Source organism: Curtobacterium sp. MCSS17_005, assembly GCF_003234225.2.
In the GTDB taxonomy this organism is placed as follows: domain Bacteria; phylum Actinomycetota; class Actinomycetes; order Actinomycetales; family Microbacteriaceae; genus Curtobacterium; species Curtobacterium flaccumfaciens.
The window spans coordinates 3655631-3679785 of sequence record NZ_CP126258.1 but is presented as its reverse complement, the minus strand read 5'-3'; the positions used below and the strand labels follow the sequence as shown (position 1 = coordinate 3679785).

Genomic DNA, 24155 nt, shown 5'->3' with positions numbered 1-24155 from the left:
GCGGGGCTATCGTGAGCGCACCATCCGTGCACAGCCGATCGGAGGGGCCACCATGACCCTCGAGCTCCGCGTCCAGCACGACGTCGCCACCGACGCCTCCCCCGCCCCCGTCCGACCCGAGCGACGCGGTCTGCGCGGCCTGCTCGACCGTCTGTCGGACCGCCGCGCCGCCGCCCGCGCGCGACGGGTCGACGACCGGGTGCGCGAACTCGGCGAACTCGTCCACCTGCTCTCCGACGCACGCGCGGTCGTCGAACGCGGGTGGGTCCAGCACGCCTGGTTCGCCTACCTCGACGAGCACGGCCGCGAGCGCAAGGCCTCGAGCGCCGCCGCGATGGACGTGCAGGGCCGGCCGCTCGTCGGCGCCTGTCTGGTCGGCGCGGTCGTCTCCGCCGCCGGCGGGCCGCACGCGGTCCACGCGCCCCGGGTGCAGCACGCGCTCGACGTCGTGTGGCACGCCCTCGCCCGCGACGAGGGCGAGCCCGTGCTGTGGTGCCCCGCACCGGACATCCGGATGGGGCGGGTGCGTGACCTGACGAGCTGGAACGACGCACCGACACGCACCGGTTCCGAGGTCGCCGGGCTGCTGCTGACGGCCGAACGGGTCGCCGTGCAGGAGTCGACGCGCCTGCAGGAGCTCCGGGTGGCACGATCGGGGGCATGAGCGACGTCGAAGCTGTCCCCGAGGTGCACCCCGCGAGCACCAGCACCCTGGCGGCGAGCGGCAACGCCCTGCTGTCGGACGAAGGGTCCACGCGGAACCCCGACGGCGCGACGGCCGCGGACGGCGCGGTCGCCGACACCGCGGTGAAGCGGACGCTGCACCGGTACCTGCAGAAGCACCGTGCGGCCCTGCTGGCCAAGCTCGACGGGCTTGCCGAGCGGCAGGCCCGCTGGCCGGTGACGCCGACGGGCACGAACGTCCTCGGGCTCGTGAAGCACGTCGCCGGGGTGCAGGCCGGCTACTTCGGCGAGGTGTTCGGGCGGCCGTTGCCGGACCAGCCCGCCTGGCTCGAGTCTGAGGACGGCGAGGACATGTACGCCTCGCTCGACGAGACCATGGCCGACATCGTGGCCTTCCACCATCGGAGTGCCGCCCACGCCGACGCCACGATCGAGGCGCTCGACCTCACCGCCACCGGGACCGTGCCGTGGTGGCCGGAGGGGCACCGGGACGTCACGCTGCACCGGATCCTGGTGCACATGGCGTACGAGACCGCCCGGCACGCGGGTCACGCCGACATCGTCCGCGAGATGCTCGACGGCCTGGCCGGCGACGGTGACGGCAACCTGGCCGACAAGTCCCCGGAGGAATGGGTCCGCTGGCGTGAGCAGCTCGTCGACATCGCGGAGCGATCCGGGTTGCGCGACCTCGACGCATAGCCGAGCGGGCAGACCGATCGTTACCGTTCTCTCAGGGTGCGCATGGTGAACATGCGCTGAACAGGGGTTCTTCTCCGTGCAGATGTGAGGGAAACGTTCGTCCACCCCAGTGTGCGTTGTACAACCGGGCCAGCTGCTGCGTAGCTTTGGCCGAGCTCGTGCCCCGATCTGTGGGCAGTTCAGCCGACCGGAAGGGGAGCGCCCACCCGTGTTCCAGTACGTCGTGGAGCGATGGAGCCAGATCTGGTTCGCATCGTGGCAGCACTTCTCACTGGTCGTCCAGTGCGTCGTCCTCGCCACGGTCATCGCCGTGGTGCTCGCCACACTCGTCTACCGCAGCCCGCGCCTGACCGCGTTCGCGAACGGGGTGTCGGCCATCGGCCTCACCCTGCCGTCGTTCGCCGTCATCGGCCTGCTCATCGTCCCGCTCGGCTTCGGCGTCCTGCCGTCGGTCGTGACGGTCGTCTTCTTCGCCGCCCTGCCGATCCTGCGCAACGCGGTCGTCGGTCTCGCCGAGATCCCGCCTGCCGTCGTCGAGTCGGCGCGCGGCATCGGCATGAGCCGGTTCCGAACCCTGCTGCAGGTCGAACTGCCGATGGCGTGGCCGATCATCCTGAGCGGGGTCCGCGTGGCCGCGCAGATGGTGATGGGCATCGCCGCCATCGCCGCGTACGCGCTCGGCCCCGGGCTCGGCGGCTTCATCTTCTCCGGGCTGTCCCGCCTCGGCGGTGCCAACGCCCTGTTCTCCGTCGTGGTCGGGGTGGTCGGCGTCGTGCTGCTCGCCCTGGTCCTCGACCTGCTCCTCATCGGCCTCGGCCGCCTGACCATCTCGAGAGGTATCCGTGTCCAGCACTGACTCCGCCACCACCACCGCGCCCGACGGGGACGTCACCGGGCGCAGCATCCTGCTCGACGAGGTCACCAAGCGGTACCCCGGGCAGTCGAAGCCCGCGGTCGACGGCATCACGCTCGAGATCCCGGCGGGCAAGATCGTCATGCTCGTCGGCCCGTCCGGCTGCGGCAAGACGACGACCCTCAAGATGATCAACCGTCTGATCGAGCCCACCGAGGGCCGGATCGTCGTCGGCGACGACGACGTCACCGGCATCGACGGTGACGAGCTCCGCCGCCGCATGGGCTACGTGATCCAGGCCGGCGGGCTCTTCCCGCACATGACCGTCGCGGCGAACATCGCGATCGTGCCGAAGATGCTCGGCTGGTCGAAGGAGAAGATCGCGGCGCGCGTCGACGAGCTGCTCGACCTGGTGTCGCTCGACCCCGACACCTACCGCGACCGGTTCCCCCGCGAACTCTCCGGCGGGCAGCAGCAGCGCGTCGGCGTGGCCCGCGCGCTCGCCGCGGACCCGCCCGTCCTGCTCATGGACGAGCCGTTCGGCGCCGTCGACCCGATCACCCGCCAGCGCCTGCAGGACGAGCTCCTGCGCATCCAGGAGGAACTGCACAAGACGATCGTCATCGTCACGCACGACTTCGACGAGGCCGTGAAGCTCGGTGACTGGATCGTCATCTTCACCGAGGGTGCGCACATCGTGCAGTACGACACCCCGGAGCGGATCCTGGCCGAGCCGGCGAACGAGTTCGTCGAGAACTTCATCGGCTCCGGTGCCGGCCTGAAGCAGCTCACGCTGAACCGCGTGCGCGACGTCGAGGTCGAGTCCGCCGTGACGTGCTCCCCCGGCGAGGAGGTCAAGGCCGTGCTGCAGCGGATGAACGAGGCCGGCGGGCACCAGCACGCCGTCGTCGTCGACCACCGCCAGCGTCCGATCGGGTGGCCGTCCCGCCGCCAGCTCGAGCGTCTCGAGCGCATCCCCGACGGCGTCGAGCCCGGCCTGCCCGTCGTGGGCGAGGCAGCGACGCTCAACGACGCGCTCGACACCATGCTCGTCTCGAGCGCCGGCGCCGCACTCGTCACCGGTCGTCGTGACGCGTTCCGCGGGGTCATCACCGTCGAGACCGTGATGGAGGCGATCACCCGCTCCCGCGCGACCGCCGCCGGTGACCAGGCCTACACGCCGGTCGGCACCAACACGAACCCGATCGAGACCATGCCGTCGTCACCGGTGTCGGCCATGCCCACCGGAGAAGACCTGTGAGCACCGTCGCCGTCGCCGGCCCCGCCACCGGTGCGCGCACCTCGTGGAAGGGCCTGCTGTTCCAGCCGATCGCGATCCTGGTCGTCCTGGCCGGCTTCGCGGTGTGGCTCGCGACGGCGGACCTGACCCCGACGGAGCGCACGACGCTCAACCCGGCGGACATCCTGGCCCTGACCGGCCAGCACCTCGTACTGACCCTGCAGTCGACGGTCCTGGTGCTCGTCATCGGCATCCCGCTGGGCGTCGTGCTCACCCGCGGGCCGCTGCGCCGGGCGAGCCCGTACGTGCTCGCCGTCGCGAACTTCGGGCAGGCGGCCCCGGCCGTCGGCCTCATCGTGCTGCTCGCCGCCTGGCTCGGCCTGAACAGCTCGTCCGCCGTCATCGCGCTCGTGCTCTACGCGATCCTGCCGGTGCTCCGGAACACCATGATCGGCGTGCAGAGCGTCGACGACCGCCTGGTCGAGGCCGGTCGTGGCATGGGCATGAGCGCCTTCAGCGTGCTGGTGCGCGTCGAACTGCCGCTCGCGGTGCCCGTCATGCTCTCGGGCATCCGGACGGCACTCGTGCTGCTCGTCGGCACGGCGAGCCTGGCCACCTTCGTCGGTGCGGGCGGACTCGGTCTGCTCATCACGACGGGCGTGACGCTGTTCCTGCCGAAGGTCCTCGTCGCCGGGGCCCTGCTCGTCGCCCTGCTGGCCCTCTCCATCGATTGGCTCGGCCGCGTGGTCGAGACGGTCGCACGACCGAAGGGACTCCGATGACCCGCCGCACCCGCCGCACCCGCAGCACCCGCACCCGGGTCGGAGCCGCCGCGTTCGTCGCCGGTGCCACCGCCCTCGTCCTGACCGGCTGCGGTCTGCAGCCCGCCACGTCGTTCGTGCCCGAGGCCGGTGCAGGCTCCATCCAGCGCATCGACGACCTGCCGGCCGGCGCCCACATCACCGTGACGTCGAAGAACTTCACCGAGCAGCTCGTGCTCGGCAAGATCGCCGTGCTCGCCGCCAAGGCCGCCGGGTTCGACGTCACCGACGAGACGAACGTGCCCGGCAGCGTCGCGGTCCGTGAGCTGATGACCTCGCACGCGGCCGACTTCACGTACGAGTACACCGGCACCGCCTGGCTGACCTTCATGGGCCACACGAAGGGGATCCCGGACAAGACCGAGCAGTGGACGGCGGTGAAGAAGGAGGACGCCCGCAACGGGCTGACCTGGCTCGAACCCGCGCCGATGAACAACACCTACGCGTTCGCCGTCCGCAACGAGGCCGTCAAGGAGCTCGGGGACGTCAAGACGCTCTCCGACATCACCAAGCTGCCGGTCGACCAGCGCACGTTCTGCGTGGAGTCGGAGTTCAACTCCCGTGCGGACGGCTTCAAGCCGATGCTCAAGAAGTACGGCTTGGAGCTCGGTGGTTCCGGTGCGAACGGTGTGCCGAGCCGCAACGTCAGCATCCTCGACACCGGCACGGTCTACACCGCCACCGACCGTGGCAAGTGCAACTTCGGTGAGGTCTTCACCACCGACGGACGCATCAAGTCGCTCGGTCTGACGGTGCTCGAGGACGACAAGGGCTTCTTCCCGGCGTACAACGTCGCCCCCGTCATCGATTCGACGACGCTGAAGGAGTACCCGCAGCTCGAGGGGATCTACGACCAGATCTCGCCGAAGCTCACGGACGCGGTGCTGCAGGAGCTGAACCGTCAGGTCGACGTCGAGGGGCGTGAGCCGGCCGACGTCGCCTTCGACTGGATGGTCAAGGAGGGCTTCATCACGAAGCCCTGACCGTTCTCGACGTGCCCACCGACGGACGGGAGGCGCGGTGCCAGCTGGCACCGTCCCTCCAGGCACGGCCGTCACCCCGCTGGCGCGGTGTGCCGGTACCGGCTGGTGGGGCCCACCTCCAGGCACGGCCGTCACCCCGCTGGCGCGGTGTGCCGGTACCGGCTGGTGGGGCCCACCTCCAGGCACGGCCGTCACCCCGCTGGCGCGGTGCGCCGGTACCGGCTGGTGGGGCCCACCTCCCGTCCGTTCGTGGTCGCGTCTCAGGCCGCGGCGATGCGCGCAGCCGTGTCGCGGATCGACGCGACCACCGCCGCCCGCACCTGTTCCGGGTCGGAACCCTCGTGCCGAGCGGCACTGCGGAGCCCCGTCATGCACATGCCGAGCAGCATCTCCGCCGCCTGCGGGGTCGCCGCCTCCGGCCCCCAGGCCGGGTCGCGCTCGAGGATCGTGCGCACCGCGCCGGTCATCGCCTCGGCGACCGTGGTCATCCGCGTGACCTGCCGACGCATCAGCTGCGGGAACCGCACGATGACGGCCTTGCGCTCGAGCCGCTCGTGCTCGTCGCCGAACGACGACCCGAACACCAGGAACGCCAGGTCCACCACGGCCTGCGCCGCCTGCTCCCCCGCGACGGCGGCCAGGTGCGCCTCGAGGGTGGCGGGCTCGAGGTCGAGCTCGGTGTGCCCGAGGACCGCGTCCTCCTTGCTCTCGAAGTAGTTGAAGAAGGTCCGCGGGGAGACGTCGGCCCGCGCGGCGATCTGCTCGATCGTGGTGCCGTCGACGCCCTGCTCGAGGGCCAGGGACCGAGCCGCCTCGGCGATGCGGTTGCGGGTCTCGATGCGCTTGCGGTCACGGAGACCGAGTTCTGACGGCGTCGCGGAGTCGGGCATGGCCCGACTGTAACCGGAACGTCACATGATCTACAGCAAACGCAAACTTGCAGTCGTGCATCGGACACTACGGTGAACCCATGACCACTCCCGTGCTCGAGGCCCGTGACCTCGCCAGGACCTACGGCCGCGGCGCGACGCGGTTCGACGCGCTCAAGGGGGTGTCGCTGGCGGTGCACCAGGGCGAGAGCCTGCTGGCCGACAAGGCGAAGAACGACGCCAACGACCTGTCCGGCGGCCAGAAGCAGCGCGTGGTCATCGCCCGGGCGCTGGTCGGCGAGCCGAGCGTGATCTTCGCCGACGAGCCGACCGGCAACCTCGACACGAACACCGGACAGGTGGTCGAGGACATGCTGTTCGGGCTGCAGCGCGAGCGGGGGATCACGCTCGTCGTGGTCACGCACGACGAAGAGCTCGCCGCACGCTGCGACCGCAGCGTGAACGTCCGAGACGGCCTGATCGTCGGCGGACCCGACGACGTGGTCGACGCGTCTGCCACGCACGGAAGGCACTCCGCATGAACTTCCTCGACCTCCTGCGCACCGCGGTCTCGAACACCTTCCGCTCGAAGCTGCGCACGACCCTGACCGTCATCGCGATCTTCATCGGCGCCTTCACGATCACGCTCACGTCGGCGATCGGCACGGGCGTCAGCAACTACATCGACAGCCAGGTCTCCTCCATCGGAGACGACGGCACCCTGGTCGTCACGAAGGCCGTGGACTCCACCTCGACCGACAGCGGCCCGGCGGAGTACGACCCGGACGAGTCCGGCCAGAGCGTCGACCGCGGCCCGGCGTCGTTCTCGTACCTGTCGCAGTCCGACGTCGACGCGATCAAGAAGACGGACGGCATCAAGAGCCTCCGCCCCGCGGTCGCCCTCGCACCGAAGTACGCCGAGTACGGGGACCAGGGCAAATACGTCGTCTCGCTCACGGCCAACGCCGGCGAGCTCGACGCCGACCTGGCGAGCGGCAAGCAGCTCGACGACGAGACCGACGCCAACCAGGTGATGCTGCCGACCGACTACCTGAAGAACATGGGCCTCGGCAGCGCCTCGGCCGCCGTCGGCAAGGAGCTCACGTTCGCCGTCGACGACTACCAGGGCAAGGCGCACACGCTCACCGCCACCGTCGTCGGGGTGCAGAACGAGTCGCTGTTCGGCAGCGGTGCCGGGGCGAACGCCGCACTGACCGACGCCATGCAGGCCGCGCAGGAGATCGGCAAGCCCGACTCGATCGCGACGTCCTACGCAAGCGCCACCGCGACGCTCGACGCCGACGCCTCCGTCACCACGGTCAAGAAGTCCCTGGCCGACGACGGGTTCCTCGGTCAGACCATCCAGGACCAGCTCGGCCAGTTCCAGACCGTCATCAGCGGCATCGTCGGGGTCCTGAACGCCTTCGCCGTGATCGCGCTCGTCGCCGCCGGGTTCGGCATCATCAACACCCTGCTCATGAGCGTGCAGGAGCGCACCCGCGAGATCGGCCTGATGAAGGCGATGGGCATGGGTGGCGGCAAGGTCTACACGCTGTTCTCGCTCGAGGCGGTGTTCATCGGGTTCCTCGGCAGTGCCATCGGCGCCGGGGTCGCGATCCTGCTCGGCACCGGGATCTCGAACGTCCTGGCCGGCACGCTCCTCAAGGACCTGCCGGGGCTGCAGATCATGCAGTTCGCGCCGGGGTCGGTCGCCACGATCATCCTCGTCGTGATGTTCATCGCGTTCCTGGCGGGCACCCTGCCGGCACGACGAGCGAGCGGCACGGCAGAACCCGATCGAGGCGCTCCGGTACGAGTGACAGGCAGGGGTGCCTAGTGTCTGGACGGTGACGACGTTCGGACGCGACCTCGGTGACGGCTACACGCTGACGCTGCGCGACCTGACGACGGTCGACCAGGTGCTCGCACTCGTGCACGCCAACACCGATCGTCTGCGGGCCGCCGAGCCCTGGGCCTGGGACCCCCAGACCCGCGAGGCCATCGCCCTGTACACGGAGCGCCTGCTCGGCCAGTTCGCGATGGACCGCGCGCTGCCCTGCGTCATCCGGGCTGACGACCGCATCGTCGGGGTGGCCTCGCTGACGTTCGACCCGTACCTGGGCCAGGCATCGCTCGGCTACTGGGTGGACGCCGGACAGGAGGGCCGTGGTGTCGTCCGACGGGCCGCCACCGTGCTCATCGGGGTCGCCCGGGCACGCGGGTCCGCACGGATGGAGATCCGGACGGCGGTCGACAACGCGCGGAGCCGTGGGCTCGCCGAGCGGCTCGGCTTCGCGCACGAGGGCACCCTGCGCGGCGCACTGCCCCTCGGCCCCGAGCGGGTCGACGTCGCGGTGTACGGCCTGCTGCTCTGACGCCCGCCGCCGTCGTGCAGGCCGACCGACACCGGTCGCCGGTATCGTCGGAGCATGGCCTTGTTCGGACGACGCAACCCCGACGTGCGCGATCGACCCATCAGCCAGGTCGAACTGAAGCGGGCGGTCGACGAGGGTTTCCTCATCGCGAAGGCCGCCGTCACGATCGCGGTGGCCAACCGCATCATCACGAACGCCCTGCGTGACCAGGGGTACTTCGACCACGCGCTCATCGCCGAGGCCACGCGCGAGGAACTCCACCGCATGGCCGAGGAACAGCGGGGCGACGCCGCACGCATGCGGGAGATCCGCTCCACCTCGAGCAAGCAGAAGGGCCGTTCCCGCCACCAGCACGACTACCGGCGGGGCGACGACCTGAAGCTCCGGATGCGCGAGGCCACGTACGAGCAGCTCGCCACCATGCTCGACAAGCGGCGCGACGACCAGCACTTCGTCGACGGCATCGTGCTCGCCGCGCGGGCCCGCGCCTGGGACGACATCGGCACCACCGTCGTCGGACGCCTCGGTTGGGCACAGCGCCCGGCGGACGACTACGAGATCGGCCGCGACGACCGGTTGCAGCAGATGCTCGACGAGGACTTCGCCGAGTTGCTCGCCGAGCACCCCGTCGGATCGACCCCGGTCGACTCCGACGAACCCGACGACGCCGATGGTGACCAGGACGAGTCGGACCCGGCCGACCCCGACACCTCGCGCACCTGACCGGTACTTGATATACCGAGGCGTCTTCGATACGCTCATCGAGTAACGCCCCAGGACCATTCGGCTCGCCGGACTCCTGGGGCGATTGCTGTCTCAGAGGGGTGCGACGAGGGGCGCGATGATCGATCCAGCCACGCTGCAGGCGCTCCCGAGGCTGCTCAGCGCAGCGCGTTTCGGCCGGTATGCGGCCCGCTACGACGGCCGCACCGACCTCGCCGCGCGGCTCTACGCCTGGAACTCGGAGATCGCGTCAGCGTTCTGGAATCCCGTCGGTTGCGTCGAGGTGTTCGTCCGGAATGCTCTCCACGACGAACTCCGCCGGGGCCGTCGTGACGACTGGTGGAACGACTCCGCTGTCCACCTGCTGGACCGCGAACGCCGAGCGGTCGATGACGCAACTCGAACCCTGCGACGACGGGGCTTCACCGATCCCGAACCGGATCAGGTGGTCGCAGCGACGAGCTTCGGTTTCTGGGTCGGCCTCACCGATGCGGGGATCCCCCGAGACCCGATCTGGAGCTACGAGACGACGCTCTGGCAGCCCCGACTCGTTCATGCGTTCCCCGGCCTGGGGGCGGTCCGACGCAAGCAGCTGCACCGGCGACTCGATGCCGTGCGGAGATTCCGGAACCGGCTCGCTCACCACGAACCCATCCACAACGCGCCGTTGGCTGCCATCCGCGACGACATCGTCGCGATCGCCGGAGCGATCGACCCCGACGCAGCGGCGTTCATCGCCGGTGCGCACCGCATCGACGACGTCCTGGCTCGGAAGCGGGTGGCGGTGTCGACAGGCGCTTCGGTGATCTGACCGACACCACACGCAGTCACGAGTCCCTAGGCTCGGTGCATGGTTGATGCGGTGGTCGTCGGAGCGGGACCGAACGGGCTCGCGGCAGCGGTGACGCTCGCACGCGCCGGACTGTCGGTCGAGGTCGTCGAACGGAACGACACGATCGGCGGCGGCGCCCGCACGGCCGAGCTCACCCTGCCCGGCTTCCTGCACGACGTCTGCTCTGCCGTGCACCCGATGGCCCTGCAGTCCGAGTTCTTCCGGCTGTTCCGCATGGAGGAGCGCATCGAGCTGCGCCTGCCCGAGGTGCAGTACGGCCACCCGCTCGACGGCGGCCGCGCCGGCATCGCCTACCAGGACCTCGACCGCACCGCCGCCGAGCTCGGGGTGGACGGGCCGGCCTTCAAGCAGCTGATGGCCCCGCTGGCGGAGAACGCCGACCAGGTCGCCGACTTCGCGACCGACGCGCTGCTGCACGTGCCGCGGCACCCCCTGACCGTCCTGCGCTTCGGCCTGCGTGCGCTCGAGCAGGGCACTGCCGCGTGGAACCTGCGCTTCCGCGGCGAGGCTGCTCCGGCGATGGTGTCCGGCGTCGCGGCGCACTCGATCCAGCACCTGCCGTCCCTGTCCACCGCGGCGGCGGCGCTGTCGCTCGGCTCGTACGCGCACGCCCGCGGCTGGCCGGTGCCGATCGGCGGCAGCCAGGCGATCGTCGACGCCCTCGCCGCGGACCTCGTCGCGCACGGCGGCCGCATCGTCACCGGGCAGGAGGTCCGGTCGCTCGGTGACCTCACCCCGGCGAAGGCGGTGCTGTTCGACACGAGCGTGCCGGGCATGCTCCGGATCGCGGGCAAGCAGATCCCGACCCCGAAGCGCGGTGCACTGCGACGATTCCGGTTCGGCAACGCGGCGGCGAAGGTCGACTTCGCGCTGTCCGACCCGGTGCCGTGGACCAACGAGTCGCTGCGGAAGGCCGGGACCGTGCACATCGGCGGGACCCGCCAGGAGATCGCAGCCGCTGAACGTGCCGTCGCGAACGGGCAGCACGCCGAGCGCCCGTACGTGCTCGGCGCGGAGCCGACGGTGGTGGACCCGACCCGCGCCCCGAGGGGCAAGCACGTGTTCTGGGCCTACGCGCACGTCCCGGCGGGGTCGGACGTCGACCCGACCGAGGCCGTCACCCGCCAGATCGAGCGGTTCGCGCCGGGGTTCCGCGACACGATCCTGTCGTCGAGCTCCCGCACCGCCGTGCAGATGGGCGAGTACAACCCGAACTACGTCGGTGGCGACATCGCCGCCGGTGCCGCGAGCTTTTGGCAGCTCGTCAAGCGCCCCGTCCTGTCCAGCGACCCGTGGCGGATGGGCGGTGGCATGTACCTGTGCTCCGAGTCCTCCGCGCCCGGCCCCGGCGTGCACGGCATGGCCGGGTGGCACGCGGCGAAGAGCGCACTCCGGCACACCTTCGGCCTGCCGGAGGACGTCGACCTCACCCCGGAAGGCTGATCACCATGGCGAAGAACGTCCGCATCCTGCACTGCCGTCCCGAAGCCGTCTTCGACGTGCTCGGCGACGGGTGGCTCTACACGACCTGGGTGGTCGGGGCCTCGCGCATGCGCAAGGAGGAGTCCGGCTGGCCGCAGGTCGGTACCCACCTGCACCACTCGTTCGGCGCGTGGCCGATCGTCATCAACGACGTCACGACGTCGCTGGTGTGGGAGCCGCCGCACCGCATGGTCATCCAGCCGAAGGGCTGGCCCATCGGCGAGGCCCGCGTCGAGCTGACGGTCGAACCGCACCGGTACGGCTGCAAGGTCACGATCACCGAGAACGCGGTGGCCGGGCCGGGCTCGTACGTGCCCGACTTCCTCATGCAGCCGCTCATCTGGATCCGCAACCGCGAGACCCTCCGCCGCCTGGAGTGGGTGGCCGTCGGGCGCGCGGCGAACGCCTGAGACGTCGCACGAGACGGACGGGAGGCCCGTGGCGGCATTGCCACGGGCCTCCCGTCCGCCCCGTGGGTGCGTCGACTACTCGGCGCGCGAGAACTCGCTGGCGCGCGCCACCTGGTCGTCGGACAGGGCGACGCCCGTGTACCGCTCGAACTGGCGGGCGGCCTGCAGGGCGATGACCTCGGCGCCGGTGATGACGTGCTTGCCGGCGTCGCGGCCCGCCCGCACGAGCGGGGTCTCCGACGGGAACGCGACCACGTCGAAGACGGTGTGCGCCGCCTCGATCCGTTCCGGAGCGAAGGCGAGTGCGTCCTGCTGGTCGCCGCGCATGCCGAGCGGGGTGACGTTGACGACCAGGTCGGTCTCCCCCGCCTCGTGCTCGTCGGCGACCCACTCGTAGCCGTACTGCGATGCGAGGGCCGGGCCGGTCTGCTCGTTGCGGGCGACGACCGTCAACCGGTCGAAGCCGGCGCCGCGGAACGCCGCCGTGACGGCCTTGGCCATGCCGCCCGAGCCGCGGAGCAGCACGCGCGAAGCCGGGTCGACCTCGTGGGACCCGAGCAGGGCGGCGATCGCCTCGTAGTCGGTGTTCGACGCGGTCAGCACGCCGTCGTCGTTCACGACCGTGTTGACCGACTGGATCGCGGCGGCGGAGTCCTCGATGTGGTCGACCAGCGGGATGATCGCCTCCTTGAAGGGCATCGACACCGAGCAACCGCGGATCCCGAGCGCACGGATGCCGGCGACGGCGCCGGTCAGATCGGTCGTGGTGAACGCCTTGTACAGGAAGTTGAGGCCGAACTCGTCGTACAGGTAGTTGTGGAACCGGGTGCCGATGTTGCTCGGTCGCGCGGCCAGCGACATGCAGACCTGCATGTCCTTGTTCAGGATGGGCATGCCCCCAGTCTCGCACCCTCTCCGTTTCGCGTCCTCGCAGGGATGGAGCGGTCCACCCAGACCGGGTGCCGCCCTCCGGGGTAGCGTCGGTGCCGATGACTGAGATCCCGGAGACCATGCGCGCTGTCCGCTTCGACGAGTGGGGTGACCGATCGGTCCTGCACGTCGCCGAGGTGCCCGTTCCCGAGGTGACGCCCGGGCGGGTGCTCGTCCGCGTCCGTGCCGCGGGCATCAACCCCGGTGAGTCGGCCATCCGCCAGGGTGCGTTCGGTGGCGACCTGCCGTCCGGGCAGGGCACCGACTTCGCCGGCATCGTGGTGGCCGTCGGGGCCGAGGTGGACGGCGTCGACGAGGGCGAAGAGGTCATCGGCTGGTCGTGGGACCGCGCCAGCCAGGCCGAGTACGTCTCCGTGCCGGCCGTCCAGGTCGTCCAGAAGCCACGCCTGCTCGACTGGACCGTGGCGGGGGGCCTCGACGTCATCGCGACCACCGCGGCCGCCGCCGTCCGTGCGGTCGATCCGCGTCCGGGCGAGACCGTCGTGGTGTCCGGCGCCGCCGGCGGGGTCGGCGGCTTCGTCACCCAGCTGCTCGCGAACGAGGGCATCGACGTCATCGCCGTCGCCTCCGAGGCGAACCACGAGTGGCTCCGTTCCAAGCGTGCACGGCCGGTCGCGTACGGCGACGGACTGCAGGAGCGCATCACCGAACTCGCGACGAACGGCATCGACGCGGTGATCGACACCCACGGCGCCGAGTACGTCCGGCTCGGCATCGCCCTCGGGGTGCCGGTCGACCGCATCGAGACGATCATCGCGTTCGAGGAGGCCGCCGAGGTCGGGGCGAAGGCCTCGGGCAGCGCGGACACCGCCGACCCGGAGATCCTCGGGGCGCTCGCACTCGAGGTCGCGAACGGCGCGATCGAGGTTCCGATCGCCGCGACCTACCCGCTCGACCGCGTGCAGGACGCCTTCGAGGAGCTCGAGCAGGGCCACACCCGCGGCAAGATCGTCCTCATCCCTTGATCCCAGGCCGCTCAGGGCCGGCCCGGGGGTTTCCCCCACCACGCTCGGGGTGCGTCCCGGATGCGCTCGACCGGCGGCGTTGCGTAGCGTCGTCGGTATGAGCACACTCTCCCGTCCCCGCAACGGTCGTCTGCTGGCCGGCGTCTGCGCCGGTCTCGCCGATCGCTTCAACCTGTCCCGCACCCTGGTCCGGGTGGTCTGGGTCATCCTGAGCTTCTTCCCCGGGCCGCTGTGGATCGCGTACGTCGTGCTGTGGTTCGTGATGCCGCCCGAGGGTGGTCGGCGGCGCTGAGCGGTCGGGATCTCGTGCTGAAGGGTCCGGGGTCGCGCGCTGAGCACCGGTCCGTCCGGACGGGTTAGTGTGGCGGCGTGCCGGTCTCCGTCTTCGATCTGTTCAGCGTCGGTGTCGGCCCCTCGAGCTCACACACCGTCGGCCCGATGCGGGCCGGTGCCGAGTTCGCCACCCTCGTCCGTGGCCTGCCCATCACGACCGTGGTGGTCGACCTGTACGGGTCCCTCGCGTCGACCGGGCAGGGCCACGGCACGCTCGGTGCCGTCGTCGCCGGGCTCATGGGGTCACACCCGGAGACCGTCGACCCCGATGCCATGGTCCTCGCGCTCGACGCCCTGGAACGCGACGGTGTCCTGCGGCTCGACGGCGGTGCGAGCGTGCCGTTCCGCCTCGCCGACATCGTCCTGCACCCCCTGACGATGCTGCCCCGGCACCCGAACGCCATGCGGCTGCGTGCCCGTGACGCCGCCGGTGCCGACCTGGCCGACGAGACCTACTACTCGATCGGTGGTGGGTTCATCGCACGGGACGAGGCGGCGGAGCCCGCGGCGGACGCATCGGCTGCCGTCGCCGGTGCCGCGATCCCGGTCGACGACGCCGTGCCCTACCCGTTCTCGAGCGGCGCCGAGCTGCTCGCCGCGTGTGCCGGTTCCGGCCTGCCGATCAGCGGCGTCGCCCTGGCGAACGAGGCGGTCACCCGGACGGACGCCGAGATCCGGTCCGGACTGCTGGGCATCCACGGCGTGATGGAGTCGTGCGTCGACCGATCCGTCCGCCGGGGCGGGTGCCTGCCCGGGGGACTCGACGTCCGTCGTCGCGCCGCCACCTGGCACGAGCAGCTCACCCGCGAGGACCCCGACCACGACCCGCTCTTCGCGATGGAGTGGGTGAACCTCGTCGCCATGGCGGTCAACGAGGAGAACGCCACCGGCGGCCGCGTCGTCACCGCCCCGACGAACGGCGCAGCCGGCATCATCCCCGCGGTGCTGTACTACGCGCTCACCTACGTGCCCACGGTCGCCGACGCCCCCGCCGCCGAACGGGACGACGCCGTCGTGCGGTTCCTGCTCACCGCCGGGGCGATCGGGTCGATCTACAAGGAACGGGCGTCGATCTCCGGCGCCGAGGTCGGCTGCCAGGGCGAGGTCGGATCCGCGGCGTCGATGGCGGCTGCGGGGCTCGCCGAGGTCCTCGGAGGCACGCCGGAGCAGGTCGAGAACGCCGCCGAGATCGCGATGGAGCACAACCTCGGGCTGACCTGCGACCCGATCGGCGGCCTGGTGCAGATCCCGTGCATCGAGCGGAACGCGATCGCGGCGAACAAGGCGATCAACGCCGCCCGGATGGCCCTGCGGGGCGACGGGGTGCACCACGTGTCGCTCGACCAGGTCGTCGAGACGATGCGGCAGACCGGGGCGGACATGTCGTCGAAATACAAGGAGACCGCGATGGGTGGACTCGCGGTGAACGTCCCGCTCTGCTGAGCGCCAGCCCGCGCCTGCTCGCGCGTCAGGCGTGCAGGAGCGTCAGCAGTCTCGCCGTCTCGGTGGCGATGGCGTCCCGGCCCGCCGACACGTACTTGCGCGGGTCGACGACGTCCGGCCGCTCGTCGAGCACGGTGCGGAGCGCGCGGGTGAACAGGCCGTTCAGGTGCGTCGAGATGTTGATCTTCGTCATCCCCGCGTGCACGGCACCGCGGAGTTCATCGTCGGACAGGCCGGAGGACCCGTGCAGCACGAGCGGCACCGGCACCGCGGCACGGAGACGCTCGACCAGGTCGCGGTCGACCGACGCCTCGCGGGTCTGCATCGCATGCGACGTCCCCACCGCGACCGCCAGGGCATCGACCCCGGTGTCGGCCACGAACGCGGCGGCGTCGGTCGGATCGGTGCGGACACCGGGCGCGTGCACGCCGTCCTTGCCGCCGACCTCGCCGAGCTCGGCCTCGATCGCGACACCCGCGGCGTGACACCGCGCGGCGAGCTCGCGGGTCGCTGCCACGTTGGCGGCGAAGTCCAGGTGCGAACCGTCGTACATGACCGAGTCGACGCCCAGGTCGACGCCGGCCGCGACCAGCTCCGGGTCCTCGATGTGGTCGAGGTGCACGAGGACCTCGACGTCGGCGGCCCGTGCGACGGCCTGGGTCGCGGTCGTGATCGGTGCGAGGCCGCCGTGGTAGCGGACGCAGTTCTCGCTGATCTGCAGGATCACCGGCAGACCAGCCAGCTCGGCGCCGGAGACGATCGCCTCGGCGTGCTCGAGCAGCACCACGTTGAACGCACCGACCCCGCGGCGTGCCGTGCGGGCGGTGTCGAGCAGGCCGGTGAGGGCGAGGTCGGTGATCATGCGGGGGTCCTCGTTCGGTCGTGGGCGGGAGCGGGCGGGGTGGACAGGAAGCGGTCGACGTCTGCCGGGTCGACCACGCCGGCCACCGGCTGGAGGACGGCGGCGGCCCCGTGTGCGGCGGCGGACCGCAGCGCGCGGAGCAGGGTGGCGTCGTCGGGGGCTGGGACGCCGCGGTCGGGCCCGGGGAGACCAGCACCGACGAGGACATCGACAAGCGCACCGACGAGTCCGGCGGTGGCTGCGTCACCGGCGCCGGTCGGGTTGCCCGAGACCCCGGGGACCGCCGGCACCTCGAGCACGTGCTCGGCGGTGTGAGCGGCGATGCCGTCGGAGCCGCGAGAGACCACGACGATCGCGGCGCCGAGTCCGAGGAGCCGGAGTGCCCCCGAGCGCTCGTCGTCGGTGCCCGTGGCCTCGAGCAGTTCCTCGTGGTTGGGCTTGCAGACCGTCGCGCCTGCCGAAGCGGCAGCCAGCAGTGCCGTTCCCGAGCAGTCGACCACCGAGAGCACACCGCGGCGGCGAGCGGCGGTGACCCAGCGGGCGACGACCGCGGGATCGGAGTCGCGGGGCAGGGAGCCCGACACGACCAGGGCAGCTGCCGGCGGGGCACCGGCTTCACCGCCGACACCGCCGACACCGCCAGTACGGCCGACATCGCCGCCGAGCAGCGTCTCGACCGCGGTGGTGACGGTGTCCCAATCGTCGGGGCTGAGCACGGGTCCGGGCTCGCCGAACATGGTCGGGTGGGCGACGTCGTCCACCACCGTCACGGTCGTGCGGGTCTCACCATGGACGGCGACGTCGGTGTGGACGAGCCCGAGGTCGTCGAGGGCGTGGGCGATCCAGCGCCCGCCGTCGCCACCGAGGGGCAGCACGGCGTGGGTCGGGATACCGATGGCGGCGAGGACCCGCCCGACGTTCAGGCCCTTGCCGCCGGGGCGCCGCTGGACCTCGAGGACGCGCTGGGTCTCGCCGATGCGCTGCTCGGCGACCCGGTAGGTCACGTCGACTGCCGGGTTCGGGGTGACGACGAGGATCACGCGACCACCGCCGTCGGCAGGGCTCGGACGCTGCCGCGCTCCGGGTCGAGCACGACCAGGTCGGCGGGGGCGCCCACGCTGAGCGGTGCCGGGGCCCCGAGCAGGCGTGCCGCACGCCCCGCGGACGCCGCGACGACCTCGGGCAGGTCGGTCCCGGCATCGAGCAGGCGGCGGACGGCGTCGGCGACCGTGATCGTGCTGCCCGCCAGCGACGAACCGTCGGCGAGCACGGCGAGCCCGTCGCGGACGGTCACCGCCGATCCGGCCACCGTGTACGCCCCGTCGGGGCAGCCCGTCGCCGCCATGGCGTCGGAGACCAGGACCATCCGGCCCGGAGCGCTGCGCAGGACGATGTCGACGGCGACCGGGTCGAGGTGGTGGCCGTCGACGATGCACTCGAGCAGCACTCGGTCGTCGGTGAGTGCGACCCCGACCGGCCCGGGTGCTCGGTGGTGCAGCGGTGGCATCCCGTTGAACAGGTGGGTGACGAGCGAGGCCCCGGCGTCGACCGCGCGGCGGGTCTGCTCGGCGGTGGCGTCGGTGTGGCCGATGGCGACGACGACCCCGGCTTCGACGAAGCGGGCGACGGCGTCGAGTGCACCCGGAAGCTCCGGTGCGAGCGTGACGATCCGCAGGGCGCCACCCGCGGCGTCGCAGTAGGCGTCGACCTCGGCGGGGTCCGGAGCGTGCAGCAGGTCGTCGCGGTGCGCCCCGCGACGGGCGGGTGCGAGCCACGGCCCCTCCAGGTGCAGTCCGGCGAGCGTGCCGTCCGCGACGAGCGGTCGGAGCCGGGTGAGGGCCGCCACGGTGTCCGCGCGCTCGCCCGTGGCGACGGACCCGACCACGGTGGTCGTGCCCCGTGACCGGTGGTGCCCAGCGGCGGCACGGGCGTCCTCGGCGGAGCACCGGGCGAAGTCGTGCCCGAGCGCGCCGTGGGCGTGCAGGTCGACGAACCCGGGCACGACCGCGCCGTCGACGGTGACGGCGGTGTCCGTGCGCATCGGGGACCCGGTGCCGGTCGCCAGCACGGTGTCGTCGTCACCGATGACGAGCCAGCCGTCGTGCAGGTCCGCCTGGGCCGTGACGATGCGGTGGGCTCGCACGAGGGTCGTCACAGCCGGACCCCGGTCTCGGTCTCGAGCAGCGTGCGTGCGAGGATCCCTGCGCCGATGGCGCCGGCTGCGTCGCCGTGCCGGGCGGGGACGATGACGGGGACACGGACGCCCTGCAGACGCTCCGTGACGGCGTCGCGCAGCGGGTCGAGCAGCAGCGGGCCCGACTCGGCGAGTCCCCCACCGACGATGATCGTGTGGTTCCCGGCGACCGCGGTGGTCCCGGCGAGTGCGTCGGCCAGGACCGCGACGCAGTCGTCCCAGACCGCACGGGCAGCGGGGTCGCCCTGGCGGACCAGGAGCATGGCGGCGTGCGCGGAGGCTGCCCCGGACCGACGTGCGACTCCCCCGGCGGACGCGATCTCCTCGACGCGGTGGCCCGCGTGCGGACCGGTCTGGATGCGGACCTGCCCGATCTCCCCCGCCCAGCCACCGCCGGACACGACGACGCCGTCGACCACCAGGGCGCTCGCCAGCCCGGTGCCGACCGGCACGAACGAGACCGACCCCCGCGAGAGCGCCGGGTCACCGGCCCGGACCTCGGCCAGGGCGCCGGCGCGGACGTCGTGGCCGAAGGCGAGCGGCACGTCGATCCCCTGCCGCAGGAGCTCGGCACGGACGAGGTCACGCACCGGGACGTCGCGCCACCCGAGGTTGACGGACAGGTCGACGGTGCCGCGGGTCTCGTCGACGACGCCGGGGGTCACCACCCCGATGGCTCCGAGCTGCGCCCGTCGCGTGGCCTGTGCGGCCAGTTCGGCGACGACGGCGGCGAGGCGCCCGGCGTCCGGGTCGTCGCGCGGCGTCGGTACCCGGGTCTCGTCGAGGACGAGTCCGTCGGCCGTCGTCAGCCGGGTCTTGATGCCCGTGCCGCCGACGTCGACCCCGAGCACCGCGCCTGCGCCACCCATCAGGTGAGGATGACCGACCGGGTGAGCGACCGGGGGTTGTCCGGGTCGAGCCCGCGTCCCTCGGCCAGGGCGACGGCGAACCGGTGCACGACGACGAGTCCGGCGATCGGGTCGAGGTCGTGCTGGACGAAGCGGGCACCGGTGGCGGCGACCTCGTCGGCCAGGCCCTCGGGTGCGGTGCCGAGCGACCAGACGAGCCGTCCGGGCTGGGCGATCGCGATGGGACCGTGCCGGTAGTCCATCGCCGGGTAGGACTCGGCCCAGAACTGCGCGGCCTCACGCGTCTTGAGCGCGGCTTCGAACGTCAGGCCGACGGCGGCCCCACGACCGACGAACGAGACTTGCTCGGCGTCGAGCAGGTCGTCGATCGGCACCGTCAGCGCGGTCTCGGCCTGGGCTGCGAGCGCGTCGACGTCGTCACCGATGGACGCCCGCAGCAGTGCGAGGGTCGTGGTGGCGAAGCGGGTCTGGACGACCGAACGCTCGTCGGCGAAGGGCAGGGCGACCACCTGGTCGGCGACGGCCGCGGCGGGGCTGTCGGCGACGGCCGTGATCAGGACGGTCCGCTGAGACGGCAGGGCCTGCAGCAGGTCGACGATCTCGGTCGTCGTGCCCGAGCGGCTGATCATGAGCACGCGGTCGTACTCGCGGGACGCGGGGTACTCGGACCCGGCGAAGGCATCGGTCACGCCGAGGCCCGCCTGCTCACGGGCGACGGCGTAGCTCATGGCGATGAACCAGCTCGTGCCGCAGCCGATCACGGCCACGCGTTCGCCCGGCTGGGGGAGCGCATCGGCGAAGGTCGGCAGGAGCGCGGCGGCTGCACGCCAGGTCTCCGGCTGCGAGGCCAGTTCAGCGCTCACGAAGGTGTCGGTCATGGGAGCCTTCCGGGTCCGGATCGATCCGGGTGATCGATGATCAGGAAGCGTAGCGAGCGATCGTGCGCAGGGGAAGGGCAAACCGTCATTTCCGATCACCGGACGACGGTCGTGACGCCGTAGGATGACCGTCATGACCCCCCAACAGCGGCTGAACGCCCTGCTCGAACTGGTGAGCGAACGCGGCAACGTGTCGATCGCCGAGATCGGCGAGCTGCTCGGGATCTCCGCCGCGACGGCCCGCCGTGACCTCGCGACCCTCGCCGATCAGCGGCTCGTCACGCGCACGCACGGGGGAGCGGCGGCACTCGGGGCCGGGTACGAGCTCCCGCTGCAGTACAAGATCGCCCGGCAGGCCGAGGCGAAGACGGCGATCGCCCGCGCGGCCGCCCGGTTGGTGCAGCCGGGGGAGACCGTCGGGCTCAACGGCGGGACGACCACGACCGAGGTCGCGCGTGAACTCGGCAAGAGCGAGCGGTTCATCCGCGCCGACGGCGAGTTCGGCATCACGATCGTGACGAACGCCCTGAACGTCGGGTACGAGCTGTCCGTCCGCGCCAACGTGAAGATCGTGGTCACCGGTGGTGTGGCGCGGCGGCAGTCCTACGAGCTCGTCGGGCCGCTCGTCCGGGACACCCTCGACGAGTTCGCCCTCGACCTCGTGGTGCTCGGCGTCGACGGGCTCACCGGCCAGTACGGTGCGACGACCATGCACGAGGGCGAGGCCGAGGTCAGCCGCCACTTCGCCTCGGTCGGACGACGGGTCGTCGTGGTCGCCGACTCGACCAAGATCGAACGGTCGACCTTCGCCCGGATCTGCCCGCTCGACCGCATCGACGTCCTGGTCACCGACCAGCCGGTGCCGGCCTCGTTCGCTGCTGACCTTGCCAGCGCCGGCGTGGAGCTCGTCGTCGCCGACTGAGCGCCCCCTGCGGCCACCCCGGAGCGGTCCGGACGTTTCGATCGTGTAAAACCCTCCCCGGCACGGGTGCGTGAGCGATCCGTGAGCGCCTATTGTGCATTCATGATCGATTCGGCATCATGGGCGTCACATTCACGCAAGGGAGCGATGAGCATGGGCGCTGACAACGCAGGACTCCGCGTCGCGGTGATCGGGATGGGCCAGCGGTCCGCCATCGCCCGCCACGTGGCCGAGGCAACGGCGGACGACCCGTCGCTGCAGGCCCGGGTCGTGGCCGTCGCGGACGTGACCGCGGCCGGCCGGGACCGCGGGCACGACGAGTACCCGGACGCCCTGGCGGTCGAACACCACCGTGACCTCACCGGTCACGTCGACGCGGCCATCGTCACCACGCCGGACTGGACCCACGCCGAGATCGCGATCGACCTGCTCCGCGCGGGCATCGCCGTCTACCTCGAGAAGCCGCTGGCCATCACGGTCGAGGACGCCGACGCCGTCCTGAACACCGCGGCGGAGACCGGAACGCCGCTGTACGTCGGGCACAACTTCCGGCACGCCGCCGTCGTCCGCCTGATGCGCCAGATCGTCGACCGCGGCGAGATCGGTCAGGTCAAGGCGGTCTGGTGCCGGCACTTCGTCGGCAACGGTGGTGACTACTACTTCAAGGACTGGCACGCCGATCGCAGCAAGGTGAACTCCCTGCTCCTGCAGAAGGCGAGCCACGACCTCGACGTCATCCACGCGCTCGGCGGGGGTGACACCGCCCGGGTCGTCGGGATGGGTTCGCTGTCGGTCTACGGCGACGTCACCGACCGGCGCGACCGCAGCGGCGAGCTCATGGGGGACTGGTTCTCCCACGACAACTGGCCGCCGCTCGCCCAGACCGGGCTGAACCCCGTCGTCGACGTCGAGGACGTCTCGATGGTGATGATGACGCTCGACAACGGGGTGCAGGCCAGCTACGAGCAGTGCCACTTCACCCCGGACTACTGGCGGAACTACACCGTCATCGGCACCGAGGGACGCCTCGAGAACATCGGCGACACCGGTGGTGGCGTCGTGAAGGTGTGGACGCACCGCCGGGGCTGGGACACCGCGGGGGACCGCGAGTACCCGATCGTCGGCGTCGAGGACGGTCACGCCGACGCCGACCTGCTCACCATGACCGAGTTCCTGCGGTCCGTCGCCTTCGGCGAACCGTCGGAGCTCTCCCCGATCGCGGCCCGTGCCGCGGTCGCCGCGGGCGCGCTGGCCACGCGCTCGCTCCGCAACGGGTCCGTCCCCATCGACGTCCCGCCCCTGCCGGCCGAGACCATCGCGCACTTCACATCGAACGCCCCGCACTCCACCCCCTCCACCCCGCATCCCGCCCAGACCGTCGGCTCCTGACGGCCGTGCGAAAGGACACCCCGATGACCGCACACATCCCCACCCGAGGAACCGGCGTGCGCCGCGCCCTCCTCGGCGCCGTCGCCGCCCTCGGCGCGGCAGCACTCCTGGCCGGCTGCTCCTCGTCGTCCGGAGCGTCCGGCTCCGGCGGCGACTACGAAGCCGCGCCGAAGGACACCAAGGCGTCCCTGACCTACGCCGTCTGGGACGAGAACCAGGTCAAGGCCATCAAGGCCAACCTGAAGGGCTTCAACGAGGAGTACCCGGACGTCAAGGTGAGCGTCGACGTCACGCCGTTCGCCAACTACTGGACGAAGCTGCAGACCCAGGGTTCGAGCAACACCCTGCCCGACCTGTTCTGGATGAACGGCCCGAACTTCCAGCTGTACGCGGCCAACGGCAAGCTCGCGCCGATCACCGGCGAGGTCGAGTCCGGTGACATCGACGCGTCGAAGTACTCGAGCGCGCTCAACGACCTGTACACGTACGACGACACCCAGTACGGCGTGCCGAAGGACTTCGACACCATCGGGGTCTGGGTCAACAAGTCGCTGTTCGAGCAGGCCGGCATGGACCTGCCGTCCAAGGACTGGACCTGGGACGACTTCCAGCAGATCGGCGCCGAGCTGTCCGAGAAGCTGAAGGCGAAGGGCGCGTACGGGGCAGCGGGCGGCATGGACGGCCAGACGACGTACTACAACACGATCCTGCAGGCCGGGGGATCGGTCGTGAACGCGGACGGCACCGAATCCGAGTACGCCACGAAGGCCTCCGAGGACGGCCTGCAGTTCTGGACCGACCTGATCGACTCGGGGGCATCACCCTCGATCAAGCAGCTCACCGACACCACGGCCGACCAGTGGTTCACCTCGGGCAAGCTCGCGATGTACCAGGGCGGCAGTTGGTTCCGCTCCGCGCTGACCGGCACTGAGATGGAGAAGGACGTCGTCGCCTACCCGCTGCCCAAGGGCAAGGAGCAGGCGACCGTCATCCACGGGGTCTCGAACGTCGTGTCCGAGGCGAGCAAGGACAAGGCAGCCGCCCAGGCGCTGCAGGTCTACCTCGCGGGCAAGACGGCCCAGCAGCAGCAGGGCGACATGGGCGCGGTCATCCCGGCGTACGAGGGCACGCAGAGCGCCTTCACGAAGACGATGCCCGACGCCGACCTGCAGGTGTTCCTCGACGCGGTGGACTACGCGAAGCCGCTGCCGGTGTCGAAGAACACCGCGGCCTGGAACACCCTCGAGACCACCCTGCTGCCGAGTGCCTTCGACGGATCGAAGCCCGTCGACCAGGTGGCAGAGGACCTCGCACAGAAGATGGACGCCGCCCTCGCCAAGGAAAAGTAGGACCCGCG

At 71.3% G+C, this 24155-nt stretch carries 26 protein-coding genes; 19 read left to right on the top strand and 7 right to left on the bottom strand.

From position 1 onward, the window contains the following. Positions 1-52 precede the first annotated feature (52 nt). The 6 genes from DEJ20_RS17630 to DEJ20_RS17605 all read left to right on the top strand — a co-directional run bounded on the left by DEJ20_RS17630 (position 53) and on the right by DEJ20_RS17605 (position 5280). Positions 53-664: a DUF6197 family protein gene (locus tag DEJ20_RS17630; protein ID WP_111234548.1), complete on the top strand. Its 612-nt coding sequence runs from the start codon at positions 53-55 to the stop codon at positions 662-664. Next, entirely contained in the window at positions 661-1383 is a 723-nt protein-coding gene (locus tag DEJ20_RS17625; RefSeq protein WP_111234549.1) for a DinB family protein, read from the top strand. The genes DEJ20_RS17630 and DEJ20_RS17625 overlap by 4 nt, the downstream gene beginning before the upstream one ends. Positions 1384-1591: 208 nt before the next feature. After that, a complete protein-coding gene (locus DEJ20_RS17620) occupies positions 1592-2239 on the top strand; it encodes an ABC transporter permease (protein WP_027466835.1) in 648 nt (215 codons plus the stop codon). After that, positions 2226-3497 (top strand): ATP-binding cassette domain-containing protein, encoded by a 1272-nt coding sequence (locus tag DEJ20_RS17615; RefSeq protein ID WP_111234550.1) that lies wholly within the window; start codon positions 2226-2228, stop codon positions 3495-3497. Before DEJ20_RS17620 ends, DEJ20_RS17615 begins: the two co-directional genes overlap by 14 nt. Continuing rightward, a complete protein-coding gene (locus DEJ20_RS17610; protein WP_111234551.1) occupies positions 3494-4258 on the top strand; it encodes an ABC transporter permease in 765 nt (254 codons plus the stop codon). The genes DEJ20_RS17615 and DEJ20_RS17610 overlap by 4 nt, the downstream gene beginning before the upstream one ends. Further along, entirely contained in the window at positions 4255-5280 is a 1026-nt protein-coding gene (locus DEJ20_RS17605) for a glycine betaine ABC transporter substrate-binding protein (protein ID WP_111234552.1), read from the top strand. The genes DEJ20_RS17610 and DEJ20_RS17605 overlap by 4 nt, the downstream gene beginning before the upstream one ends. Before the next feature lie 260 nt (positions 5281-5540). Here the strand turns inward: DEJ20_RS17605 and DEJ20_RS17600 are convergent, their stop codons facing one another. Further along, the gene (locus tag DEJ20_RS17600) at positions 5541-6170 is read right to left on the bottom strand and encodes a TetR/AcrR family transcriptional regulator (protein WP_146245356.1); all 630 of its coding nucleotides are present in this window, start codon (positions 6168-6170) and stop codon (positions 5541-5543) included. An 80-nt stretch (positions 6171-6250) separates the two neighbouring features. On the opposite strand from DEJ20_RS17600, the gene DEJ20_RS17595 reads away from it, so the two are divergent. The 7 genes from DEJ20_RS17595 (at position 6251) to DEJ20_RS17565 (ending at position 11992) form a co-directional block, all read left to right on the top strand. Beyond that, entirely contained in the window at positions 6251-6691 is a 441-nt protein-coding gene (locus DEJ20_RS17595; protein ID WP_111234553.1) for an ATP-binding cassette domain-containing protein, read from the top strand. Then, on the top strand, positions 6688-7986 hold the full coding sequence (locus DEJ20_RS17590; RefSeq protein WP_258377088.1) for an ABC transporter permease: 1299 nt from the start codon (positions 6688-6690) through the stop codon (positions 7984-7986). The genes DEJ20_RS17595 and DEJ20_RS17590 overlap by 4 nt, the downstream gene beginning before the upstream one ends. A gap of 10 nt (positions 7987-7996) precedes the next feature. After that, on the top strand, positions 7997-8524 hold the full coding sequence (locus tag DEJ20_RS17585) for a GNAT family N-acetyltransferase (protein WP_181431459.1): 528 nt from the start codon (positions 7997-7999) through the stop codon (positions 8522-8524). A 54-nt stretch (positions 8525-8578) separates the two neighbouring features. Then, entirely contained in the window at positions 8579-9247 is a 669-nt protein-coding gene (locus DEJ20_RS17580) for a hypothetical protein (protein ID WP_111234555.1), read from the top strand. A 118-nt stretch (positions 9248-9365) separates the two neighbouring features. Next, positions 9366-10058: a hypothetical protein gene (locus DEJ20_RS17575; protein WP_111234556.1), complete on the top strand. Its 693-nt coding sequence runs from the start codon at positions 9366-9368 to the stop codon at positions 10056-10058. Positions 10059-10097: 39 nt separating this feature from the next. Beyond that, positions 10098-11543 (top strand): phytoene desaturase family protein, encoded by a 1446-nt coding sequence (locus DEJ20_RS17570; protein ID WP_111234557.1) that lies wholly within the window; start codon positions 10098-10100, stop codon positions 11541-11543. A 5-nt stretch (positions 11544-11548) separates the two neighbouring features. Next, positions 11549-11992 carry an SRPBCC family protein gene (locus DEJ20_RS17565; protein WP_111234558.1) on the top strand — a complete coding sequence of 148 codons (444 nt, stop codon included), beginning with the start codon at positions 11549-11551 and terminating at the stop codon, positions 11990-11992. Positions 11993-12067: 75 nt separating this feature from the next. Here the strand turns inward: DEJ20_RS17565 and DEJ20_RS17560 are convergent, their stop codons facing one another. Continuing rightward, positions 12068-12886, bottom strand: a complete 819-nt coding sequence (locus tag DEJ20_RS17560) for a shikimate 5-dehydrogenase (RefSeq protein ID WP_111234559.1) — start codon at positions 12884-12886, stop codon at positions 12068-12070. Between the two features lie 95 nt (positions 12887-12981). On the opposite strand from DEJ20_RS17560, the gene DEJ20_RS17555 reads away from it, so the two are divergent. The 3 genes from DEJ20_RS17555 (at position 12982) to DEJ20_RS17545 (ending at position 15684) form a co-directional block, all read left to right on the top strand. Beyond that, entirely contained in the window at positions 12982-13908 is a 927-nt protein-coding gene (locus DEJ20_RS17555; RefSeq protein WP_258377089.1) for an NADP-dependent oxidoreductase, read from the top strand. A gap of 97 nt (positions 13909-14005) precedes the next feature. Next, entirely contained in the window at positions 14006-14200 is a 195-nt protein-coding gene (locus DEJ20_RS17550; protein WP_027466823.1) for a PspC domain-containing protein, read from the top strand. Between the two features lie 77 nt (positions 14201-14277). Next, complete coding sequence (locus tag DEJ20_RS17545) at positions 14278-15684, top strand: L-serine ammonia-lyase (protein WP_111234560.1); 1407 nt, start codon at positions 14278-14280, stop codon at positions 15682-15684. 25 nt (positions 15685-15709) lie between these two features. Here the strand turns inward: DEJ20_RS17545 and DEJ20_RS17540 are convergent, their stop codons facing one another. Genes DEJ20_RS17540 through DEJ20_RS17520 form a run of 5 tightly spaced genes read right to left on the bottom strand, consistent with a single transcriptional unit; the run spans position 15710 to position 20487 of the window. Next, positions 15710-16546, bottom strand: a complete 837-nt coding sequence (locus tag DEJ20_RS17540) for a class II fructose-bisphosphate aldolase (RefSeq protein WP_111056516.1) — start codon at positions 16544-16546, stop codon at positions 15710-15712. Next, on the bottom strand, positions 16543-17586 hold the full coding sequence (locus DEJ20_RS17535) for a 1-phosphofructokinase family hexose kinase (RefSeq protein ID WP_111234561.1): 1044 nt from the start codon (positions 17584-17586) through the stop codon (positions 16543-16545). The genes DEJ20_RS17540 and DEJ20_RS17535 overlap by 4 nt, the downstream gene beginning before the upstream one ends. Next, positions 17583-18701 (bottom strand): N-acetylglucosamine-6-phosphate deacetylase, encoded by a 1119-nt coding sequence (gene nagA, locus DEJ20_RS17530; RefSeq protein WP_111234562.1) that lies wholly within the window; start codon positions 18699-18701, stop codon positions 17583-17585. The genes DEJ20_RS17535 and nagA overlap by 4 nt, the downstream gene beginning before the upstream one ends. Beyond that, the gene (locus tag DEJ20_RS17525; RefSeq protein WP_111234563.1) at positions 18698-19609 is read right to left on the bottom strand and encodes an ROK family protein; all 912 of its coding nucleotides are present in this window, start codon (positions 19607-19609) and stop codon (positions 18698-18700) included. The genes nagA and DEJ20_RS17525 overlap by 4 nt, the downstream gene beginning before the upstream one ends. After that, the gene (locus tag DEJ20_RS17520) at positions 19609-20487 is read right to left on the bottom strand and encodes an SIS domain-containing protein (RefSeq protein ID WP_071406232.1); all 879 of its coding nucleotides are present in this window, start codon (positions 20485-20487) and stop codon (positions 19609-19611) included. Before DEJ20_RS17520 ends, DEJ20_RS17525 begins: the two co-directional genes overlap by 1 nt. A gap of 133 nt (positions 20488-20620) precedes the next feature. On the opposite strand from DEJ20_RS17520, the gene DEJ20_RS17515 reads away from it, so the two are divergent. The 3 genes from DEJ20_RS17515 to DEJ20_RS17505 all read left to right on the top strand — a co-directional run bounded on the left by DEJ20_RS17515 (position 20621) and on the right by DEJ20_RS17505 (position 24147). Then, positions 20621-21409: a DeoR/GlpR family DNA-binding transcription regulator gene (locus DEJ20_RS17515; protein WP_027466817.1), complete on the top strand. Its 789-nt coding sequence runs from the start codon at positions 20621-20623 to the stop codon at positions 21407-21409. A 147-nt stretch (positions 21410-21556) separates the two neighbouring features. Continuing rightward, on the top strand, positions 21557-22798 hold the full coding sequence (locus DEJ20_RS17510; RefSeq protein WP_111234564.1) for a Gfo/Idh/MocA family protein: 1242 nt from the start codon (positions 21557-21559) through the stop codon (positions 22796-22798). 23 nt (positions 22799-22821) lie between these two features. After that, complete coding sequence (locus DEJ20_RS17505) at positions 22822-24147, top strand: ABC transporter substrate-binding protein (RefSeq protein WP_111234565.1); 1326 nt, start codon at positions 22822-22824, stop codon at positions 24145-24147. Positions 24148-24155: the final 8 nt, after the last annotated feature.

What these genes read in the sequence shown, in the direction of transcription:
- DEJ20_RS17590 (WP_258377088.1), top strand. Translation starts at nt 6,688, where the DNA reads ATGAACTTCCTCGACCTCCTGCGCACCGCGGTCTCGAACACCTTCCGC.
- DEJ20_RS17505 (WP_111234565.1), top strand. Translation starts at nt 22,822, where the DNA reads ATGACCGCACACATCCCCACCCGAGGAACCGGCGTGCGCCGCGCCCTC.
- DEJ20_RS17565 (WP_111234558.1), top strand. Translation starts at nt 11,549, where the DNA reads ATGGCGAAGAACGTCCGCATCCTGCACTGCCGTCCCGAAGCCGTCTTC.
- DEJ20_RS17600 (WP_146245356.1), bottom strand. Translation starts at nt 6,170, where the DNA reads ATGCCCGACTCCGCGACGCCGTCAGAACTCGGTCTCCGTGACCGCAAG.
- DEJ20_RS17575 (WP_111234556.1), top strand. Translation starts at nt 9,366, where the DNA reads ATGATCGATCCAGCCACGCTGCAGGCGCTCCCGAGGCTGCTCAGCGCA.
- DEJ20_RS17510 (WP_111234564.1), top strand. Translation starts at nt 21,557, where the DNA reads ATGAGCATGGGCGCTGACAACGCAGGACTCCGCGTCGCGGTGATCGGG.
- DEJ20_RS17520 (WP_071406232.1), bottom strand. Translation starts at nt 20,487, where the DNA reads ATGACCGACACCTTCGTGAGCGCTGAACTGGCCTCGCAGCCGGAGACC.
- DEJ20_RS17540 (WP_111056516.1), bottom strand. Translation starts at nt 16,546, where the DNA reads ATGATCACCGACCTCGCCCTCACCGGCCTGCTCGACACCGCCCGCACG.
- DEJ20_RS17560 (WP_111234559.1), bottom strand. Translation starts at nt 12,886, where the DNA reads ATGCCCATCCTGAACAAGGACATGCAGGTCTGCATGTCGCTGGCCGCG.
- DEJ20_RS17595 (WP_111234553.1), top strand. Translation starts at nt 6,251, where the DNA reads ATGACCACTCCCGTGCTCGAGGCCCGTGACCTCGCCAGGACCTACGGC.
- DEJ20_RS17515 (WP_027466817.1), top strand. Translation starts at nt 20,621, where the DNA reads ATGACCCCCCAACAGCGGCTGAACGCCCTGCTCGAACTGGTGAGCGAA.
- DEJ20_RS17625 (WP_111234549.1), top strand. Translation starts at nt 661, where the DNA reads ATGAGCGACGTCGAAGCTGTCCCCGAGGTGCACCCCGCGAGCACCAGC.
- DEJ20_RS17605 (WP_111234552.1), top strand. Translation starts at nt 4,255, where the DNA reads ATGACCCGCCGCACCCGCCGCACCCGCAGCACCCGCACCCGGGTCGGA.
- DEJ20_RS17630 (WP_111234548.1), top strand. Translation starts at nt 53, where the DNA reads ATGACCCTCGAGCTCCGCGTCCAGCACGACGTCGCCACCGACGCCTCC.
- DEJ20_RS17525 (WP_111234563.1), bottom strand. Translation starts at nt 19,609, where the DNA reads ATGGGTGGCGCAGGCGCGGTGCTCGGGGTCGACGTCGGCGGCACGGGC.
- DEJ20_RS17555 (WP_258377089.1), top strand. Translation starts at nt 12,982, where the DNA reads ATGACTGAGATCCCGGAGACCATGCGCGCTGTCCGCTTCGACGAGTGG.
- DEJ20_RS17550 (WP_027466823.1), top strand. Translation starts at nt 14,006, where the DNA reads ATGAGCACACTCTCCCGTCCCCGCAACGGTCGTCTGCTGGCCGGCGTC.
- DEJ20_RS17570 (WP_111234557.1), top strand. Translation starts at nt 10,098, where the DNA reads ATGGTTGATGCGGTGGTCGTCGGAGCGGGACCGAACGGGCTCGCGGCA.
- DEJ20_RS17580 (WP_111234555.1), top strand. Translation starts at nt 8,579, where the DNA reads ATGGCCTTGTTCGGACGACGCAACCCCGACGTGCGCGATCGACCCATC.